The 6,652-nt window shown below is 71.6% G+C and carries 7 protein-coding genes; 5 read left to right on the top strand and 2 right to left on the bottom strand.

Features of this window, described 5'->3' with window-relative positions:
- Both Q7T52_RS06190 and Q7T52_RS06185 read left to right on the top strand, forming a co-directional pair.
- Positions 1–736: acyl-CoA dehydrogenase family protein (locus Q7T52_RS06190; RefSeq protein WP_304800448.1), on the top strand; the 736-nt coding region annotated here is incomplete at its 5' end.
- 93 nt (positions 737–829) lie between these two features.
- Complete coding sequence (locus Q7T52_RS06185) at positions 830–1,642, top strand: alpha/beta fold hydrolase (protein WP_304800446.1); 813 nt, start codon at positions 830–832, stop codon at positions 1,640–1,642.
- A 4-nt stretch (positions 1,643–1,646) separates the two neighbouring features.
- On the opposite strand, the gene Q7T52_RS06180 is transcribed toward Q7T52_RS06185, so the two are convergent.
- Complete coding sequence (locus Q7T52_RS06180) at positions 1,647–2,750, bottom strand: nitronate monooxygenase family protein (RefSeq protein ID WP_304800444.1); 1,104 nt, start codon at positions 2,748–2,750, stop codon at positions 1,647–1,649.
- On the bottom strand, positions 2,750–4,414 hold the full coding sequence (locus Q7T52_RS06175) for an acyl-CoA synthetase (protein WP_304800442.1): 1,665 nt from the start codon (positions 4,412–4,414) through the stop codon (positions 2,750–2,752). Before Q7T52_RS06175 ends, Q7T52_RS06180 begins: the two co-directional genes overlap by 1 nt.
- Positions 4,415–4,461: 47 nt before the next feature.
- On the opposite strand from Q7T52_RS06175, the gene Q7T52_RS06170 reads away from it, so the two are divergent.
- Genes Q7T52_RS06170 through Q7T52_RS06160 form a run of 3 tightly spaced genes read left to right on the top strand, consistent with a single transcriptional unit; the run spans position 4,462 to position 6,623 of the window.
- Complete coding sequence (locus Q7T52_RS06170; RefSeq protein WP_304800440.1) at positions 4,462–5,271, top strand: crotonase/enoyl-CoA hydratase family protein; 810 nt, start codon at positions 4,462–4,464, stop codon at positions 5,269–5,271.
- Between the two features lie 38 nt (positions 5,272–5,309).
- Positions 5,310–5,918: a hypothetical protein gene (locus Q7T52_RS06165; RefSeq protein WP_304800438.1), complete on the top strand. Its 609-nt coding sequence runs from the start codon at positions 5,310–5,312 to the stop codon at positions 5,916–5,918.
- A gap of 9 nt (positions 5,919–5,927) precedes the next feature.
- Entirely contained in the window at positions 5,928–6,623 is a 696-nt protein-coding gene (locus tag Q7T52_RS06160; RefSeq protein WP_304800436.1) for a hypothetical protein, read from the top strand.
- Positions 6,624–6,652: the final 29 nt, after the last annotated feature.

Below are 6,652 nucleotides of genomic sequence, written 5' to 3'. Positions count from 1 at the left end.
CGCCGTGCTGACCGCCGCCGTCGCCGAGGAGCGGTCGCACCTGCCGGCCCGGCCGACGGTCGTCGTGCGCGACGGGCGGCTGGGCGGCACCAAGGTAGTGGTGCGCGCCGGCGCGGTCGCCGGAGCGTTCCTGGTCACTGCCTCGACCGACGAGGGCACCGGAGTCTTCCTCGTCGACGCCGCAGCCGAGGGCGTCTCGACCGTCGAGGGCCACAGCAGCGACCGCGACCTCGTCGTCCGGCTCGACCTCGACGGCACCCCGGCCGAACCGCTGGGCGGCACCGAGACCGCGACCCGGCTGGCCCAGCTGCTGACGATCTGCGCCGCCGCGGAGCAGCTCGGCGTCACCGAGGGCGCACTCCACCTGACCGCGGCCTACGCCAAGACGCGCGAGCAGTTCGGCCGCCCGATCGGGACCTTCCAGGCCGTCTCCCAGCGCCTGGCCGACGGCTACATCGACGTCCTCGCCCAGCGGCTGACGCTGTGGCAGGCCGTGTGGCGCCTGAGCGAGGGCTTGCCCGCCGACACCGAGGTCGCCACGGCCAAGCTGTGGGCGGCCGACGCCGGCCACAAGCTCGCCCACACGACCGTCCACGTGCACGGCGGCGTCGGCATCGACATGGACGGCGAGGCCCACCGCTACTTCACGACGGCCAAGCGGTTCGAGTTCCTCTTCGGCGGCGCGACCGAGCAGGCGCTGGCCGTCGGCCGCGCCTTGGCCGCCGAGCCGGTCTGACCCGACACAACTGGCCGACCGGCCCGACGTCGGTCGTCACCGACGGTGGACGCCGCTCCGCCGCCGCCCGTGAGCTGGCCCTAGCCTTCTGGGGTGACGCAGCTCCACACCACCGAGGTCGGCACGACCGGCGAGCGGGTGGTCTTCCTGCACGGACTGTTCGGCCAGGGCCGCAACTTCACCCAGGTCGCCAGGGCCCTCGAGCCCGAGCTGCGGTCGTTGCTCGTCGACCTGCCCAACCACGGCCGCTCGGACTGGACCGAGAGCGTCGACTACGTCGCCGTTGCCGACGTCGTGGCCGCCGACCTGCGGGCCGGCTTCGCTGCCGACGGCCCCGTCCACCTGGTCGGCCACTCGATGGGCGGCAAGGTCGCGATGGTCCTGGCGCTCCGCCACCCCGACCTCCTGCGCCGCCTCGTCGTCGTCGACATCTCCCCCGTGCTGAGCGACGGCGAGAGCGAGTTCGGCCACCTCCTCGACAGCCTCGCCGGGCTCGACCTCGGGGCCGTCTCCCGACGCGCCGACGCCGACCGGCTGCTCACCGACCCGATCCCCGACGAGCGCGTCCGCGGCTTCCTGCTGCAGAACCTCCGGTCCGAGGGCCCGGGCTGGCGCTGGCAGGCCAACCTCGCGCTGCTGCGGAGCGAGCTGCCGACGATCGCGGAGTTCCCCGCGGCCGAGCTCGAGGGCGCCACCTTCGACCACCCGACGCTCTGGATCGCCGGCCAGACCTCTCCCTACGTCCGCCCCGAGCACGCCGCCCCGATGCGGGCGTTCTTCCCCCGCACCACCCAGCTGACCATCAAGGGTGCCGGCCACTGGGTCCACTCCGAGCAGCCCGAGTCCTTCGTCTCGGCGTTGCGGGTGTTCCTGACCGCGGGCACGTCGTCGGCTGAGTCCGGCTGACCGGTCAGTACTTCTCGAGTCGGCTGACCGTCTCCTCGAACTCCCGCACCAGGTCGGCGACGACGTCGGCGACGGGGCGCACGTCGTTCATCCGGCCGACGATCTGGCCGATCGGCATCGAGATGACGTCGGGGTCGTTGGCGGCGGAGATGCGGTTGTGGGCGTTGGCGACGAGGAGGTTCTGCAGCGGCATCGGGAGGGGCGCGGGGGCGCCCTCCTCGGCCCAGGCCTCGGTCCACCTGGTCTTGAGGAGCCGGGCGGGCTTGCCGGTGTAGACGCGGGTGCGCACGGTGTCGGAGGACGTGGCGCGGGTGAAGGCGGTCTCCCAGGCCTCGCTGTTGCCGGCACCCATCTGGCGGTACTCCTCGGTGCCGAGCCAGATCGACCCCATCCAGACCCCGGCCGCGCCCAGCGCGAGCGAGGCCGCGACCTGGCGGCCGGAGCCGATGCCGCCGGCGCCGAGGACGGGTACGTCGGGCCCGACGGCGTCGACGACGTCGGGGGTCAGCACCATCGAGGCGACCTCGCCGGTGTGGCCCCCGGCCTCGTAGCCCTGGGCGATGATGATGTCGACGCCGTTGGCGACGTGGCTGAGCGCGTGCTTGGCGGCGCCGGCGAGGGCCCCGACCTTGATCCCGTGCTCGTGGCACTTCTCGATGACGTCGACCGGCGGCGAGCCGAGCGCGTTGGCGATGAAGACCGGCCGGTGCTGCAGGGCGACGTCGAGGTGGGAGCGCGCGACCGAGTGGAGCCAGCCGAGCACGCCGTCGCGGCCCTCGCCCTCGGGCAGCGGCGGGACGCCGAGCTTGAGCAGGGTCTGGTCGACGAACTGCTTGTGGTCCTCGGGGATCATCGCGCCAAGGTCGATCGAGGTGCCCTCGGTGGGGATCTTCATCGGCATCACGACGTCGACGCCGTAGGGCTTGCCGTCAGTGTTGTCGTCGAGCCAGGTCAGGACCCGCTCGAGCTCCTCGGTGTCGTTGAACCGCACGCACCCGAGCACGCCGAGCCCACCGGCGCGCGAGACGGCAGCGGCGACGTGCTCGGACGGGGTGAAGGCGAAGATCGGGTAGTCGATCCCGAACTCGTCGCAGATGGGCGTGCGCATCAGGCCGGCGCTCCCTCGGTCACCGACGCGGTGTCGGCGGCGCGGGACTCGAGGGCGAGCTCCTTGGCGCGCGGGTACTGCGCCTTGCCGGTCGCGTTGCGCGGGATCTCGGGCACCAGGGTCAACAGCCGCGGCAGCTTGTAGCCCGAGAGCGACGTACGGAGGAACGTGCGCAGCTCGTCGAGCCCGACGGTCATGCCCTCGCGGGCCTGGATGACGGCGGCGACGGTCTGGCCGTACTTGTCGTCGGGCAGCCCGACGACCAGGCAGTCGTAGACGGCCGGATGGGACTTGATCGCCATCTCGACCTCCTCCGGATAGACCTTCTCGCCGCCGGTGTTGACGCAGTTGGAGCCGCGCCCGAGCAGCGTGACCTTGCCGTCCTCCTCGACCCGCGCGAAGTCGCCGGGCACGGAGTAGCGCTCGCCGCCGACCTCGAGGAACGTCTGGGCCGACTTCTCGGGGTCCTTGTAGTAGCCCATCGGGACCGAGCCGCCGCGGCCGAGCCGGCCGACCTTGCCGACGCTGGTCGTCAGGTCCATCGGGTGGTTGTCGTCGTCGAGCACGACGCTGTTGGGGCCGAGGCCGATGACCGGCCCGTCGCTGCTGATGTTGTCCTTGTCCTGCATGCCCATGCCCTGGAAGCCGGTCTCCGACGCTCCGACCGAGTCGGTGAAGATGCCGTCGGGGAAGGCCGCCATCCAGCGGCGCTTGACCTGCGGGCTGAAGATCGCGGCGCTGCTGCTGATGACGAAGAGGCTGGCGGCGTCGTAGGGCCGGTCGGTGCCGAGCCGGCTCTCGTACTCCTCGATCAGCGGGCGCGCCATGGCGTCGCCGGTCATGAAGAGCATCTGGACCTTGTCGCGCTCGACGACCTCCCAGACCTTCTGGGCGTCGAACTTGGGCTCGAGCACGGTGAGGTGGCCGGCGAAGAGGTGCATCAGCAGGCTGGCCTGCGCGCCGCCGTGCATGAGCGGGCTCATCGGGAACGTGACCAGCCGCGGCTCGGTGGCCTGCTTGGACTGGTCGTGCTCCTCGAGGGGGACGCCGGTGTAGAAGTCGATGCCGCCGCCGAGCACGCGCCAGAAGTCCTCGTGGCGCCACATGACGCCCTTGGGGAAGCCCGTCGTGCCCCCGGTGTAGATGATGTGGAGGTCGTCGGCGCTGCGCTCGTTGAAGTCGCGCTCGGCGCTCTGGCCCTCGATCGCGTCGGCGTAGGTGACGCCGCCGTAGGAGGAGATGTCTGCGTCGTTGTCGACGTCGACCACGTCGGGGATCACCACGAACGTCTTGAGGCGCGGGTGGTTCGGCGCGCAGGCGGCGACGAGCGGCGCGTAGGGCCGCTCGTGGATCAGCGCGACGACGTCGGCGTTGTCGAACAGGTAGTTGAGCTCGCCCTCGACGTAGCGGTAGTTGACGTTGATGTTGACCGCGCGGATCTTGACGACGGCCAGCACCGCGACGACGTGCTCGATGCTGTTCTTGGCGTAGACGGCGACGTGGTCGCCCGCCTTGACACCCTGCGAGGTCAGGTAGTGCGCGAGCTTGTTGCTGTCGCGCTCGAGGTCGGCGTAGGTAGCCACCTCGTCGCCCACCTTGACCGCTGGGTTGTCCGGGACGGCGTCCACGGCGTGCTCGAAGAGGTCTGCGATGTTCTTGGCCACGACCGCGAGACTAGAACACGTTCCAGTTTTTCGCTACCGTCCGCGCCATGACCGAAGAGTCCGCGCAGGACCCCCAGCCGCACTGCCTCGTCGAGCTCGTCGACCACACGCTGGTGGTGACGATGAACCGCCCCGAGCGCCGCAACGCGCTCTCCAGCGAGATGCTGCGGATCATGGAGGACGCGTGGGACCGGGTGAACGCCGATCCCGAGGTTCGCGTGTGCATCCTCACCGGCGCGGGCGGCTTCTTTTGCGCAGGGATGGACCTCAAGACCGCCGACGCCAAGCCACCGTCGGAGAGCTTCGAGTCGGGCGAGTTCGACCCGAGCGTCATCAAGGGCCTGCTCAAGGGGTTCCGACTCACCAAGCCCCTCATCGCCGCGGTCGAGGGCCCGGCGATCGCCGGCGGCACGGAGATCCTGCAGGGCACCGACATCCGGGTGGCGGGTGAGTCCGCCAAGTTCGGCGTGGCCGAGGCCCGCTGGTCGCTCTACCCGATGGGCGGCTCGGCCGTGCGCCTCCCCCGCCAGATCCCCTACACCGTGGCCGCCGACCTCCTCCTCACCGGCCGCACGCTGCTCGCCCCCGAGGCCAAGGAGCTCGGGCTCATCGGTCACGTCGTCCCCGACGGCCAGGCCCTGGCCAAGGCCCACGAGCTCGCCGCGCTGGTCGCGGCCAACGGCCCCCTGGCCGTGCAGGCCATCCTCAAGACGATGCGCGACTCCGAGGGCAAGCACGAGGACGACTGCTGGGCCGACGACGCCAGGGTCGGCGCCGCCGTCTTCGCCTCCGACGACGCCAAGGAAGGGCCCCGCGCGTTCCTCGAGAAGCGCAAGCCCGTGTTCCAGGGCCGCTGACCCCGTTTCACCGGCCGCGCACGGGAGACTGTCCGACCATGCGCTCCCGCAACTTCACCATCGGCCTCGTCGCGTCCGTCGTGGTCGTCGCCCTCGCGGTCGGATGCCTGTTCCTGGTCCGGTCGATCGCCGGCCCCGACCTCGAGCTCCCCGACGAGGTCGACGGCCTGGTCGCGTCCGACCTCGCGGCGGCGTACCCCGACGGCCGCGCCCCCGACAAGGCGCTCGACCGCCAGCGCTCGGCCAACGCGTTCAACAGCGACGGCTTCTCCGCCGCGTTCGACGGTGCCGAGGCCGACACCCGGACCTACATCGACACCGGGGCCGACGACTTCGAGACCGTGGCCGTCATCGCGGTGGCGGGCAGGGCGGGGCCGCTGGTCCCGGACCAGGGGTTCGTCGACCCCGCGTACGTCGGGTTCGCGCTGCCGCAGTACGAGCGGGTCACCCGCGGCGACGTCGAGTGCATCCTCGTGCGCAGCAACCCGCCCCGCGCCGGCACGGACTTCCAGCCCGACCAGGCCGTCCCCGACTACCACGTGTGCCAGCGTCCCTCCGGTGACCTGACCGTCCGGGTCACCTGGCGCACCGGTGACACCGACAGGGTCGTCGACCTGGTCGACACGCTCTGGGACGAGCTCGACTAGGCGGCCACGATGAACCTCTCCTTCGGTGCCTTCGGGATCTTCTTCCTCGTCGTCCTCGGCATCATCGTGCTCTCGGCCGTCGCGTCCGCCGCCGGCCGACGCCGCCGGGCGCAGGGGATGGCGGCCTACGCCGCGAAGCGCGAGTGGCGCTGGTCGCCCGACGGCACCGGCCTGGAGCACCGCTTAAGCGGCGAGCCGTTCGGACGCGGCAGCCGTCGGATCGCGTCCAACGTCGTCGAGGGTCGCTACGAGGGCTGGGCGTTCGTCGCCTTCGACTACCGCTACACGACCCGCTCGGGCGACGACAGCACGGTGCACCGCAACTCGGTCGTGTCGATGCACCTCGGCTCGTTGGCCCAGTCGGTCCCGATGCTGCAGGTCGAGCCGCACGGCGCGGTGGGGCGCTTCTTCAGCGAGCTGTTCGGACGCGGCCAGCCGGTCGGCGACCCGGCCTTCGACAAGGCCTTCAGCGTGCGCACCACCAGCCCCGAGCTGGCCCACGACGTGCTGCACCCCGACATGCGGCTGATGCTGGCGTCCTACCAGGACCGGGCCTGGCGCTTCGAGGGCGACTCGCTGCTGATGTTCCGCCGCGGCGAGCACTCCCCCGCCGAGATCGACCAGGTGCTCGCCTCCATGAAGGCGATCCTCGACCGGGTGCCGCCCGGGGTGTGGGACCGGCTGCGCGGGGAGCGGCCGCGGTGACGGGGCCGGCGGTCGGGGCGTTGCGCGTC

This window comes from Nocardioides sp., assembly GCF_030655615.1.
Lineage (GTDB): Bacteria > Actinomycetota > Actinomycetes > Propionibacteriales > Nocardioidaceae > Nocardioides.
Note: the sequence above shows the minus strand (reverse complement) of the source record. Positions and strands in the feature narration are given on the sequence as shown.

What these genes read in the sequence shown, in the direction of transcription:
- Q7T52_RS06180 (WP_304800444.1), bottom strand. Translation starts at nt 2,750, where the DNA reads ATGCGCACGCCCATCTGCGACGAGTTCGGGATCGACTACCCGATCTTC.
- Q7T52_RS06170 (WP_304800440.1), top strand. Translation starts at nt 4,462, where the DNA reads ATGACCGAAGAGTCCGCGCAGGACCCCCAGCCGCACTGCCTCGTCGAG.
- Q7T52_RS06165 (WP_304800438.1), top strand. Translation starts at nt 5,310, where the DNA reads ATGCGCTCCCGCAACTTCACCATCGGCCTCGTCGCGTCCGTCGTGGTC.
- Q7T52_RS06160 (WP_304800436.1), top strand. Translation starts at nt 5,928, where the DNA reads ATGAACCTCTCCTTCGGTGCCTTCGGGATCTTCTTCCTCGTCGTCCTC.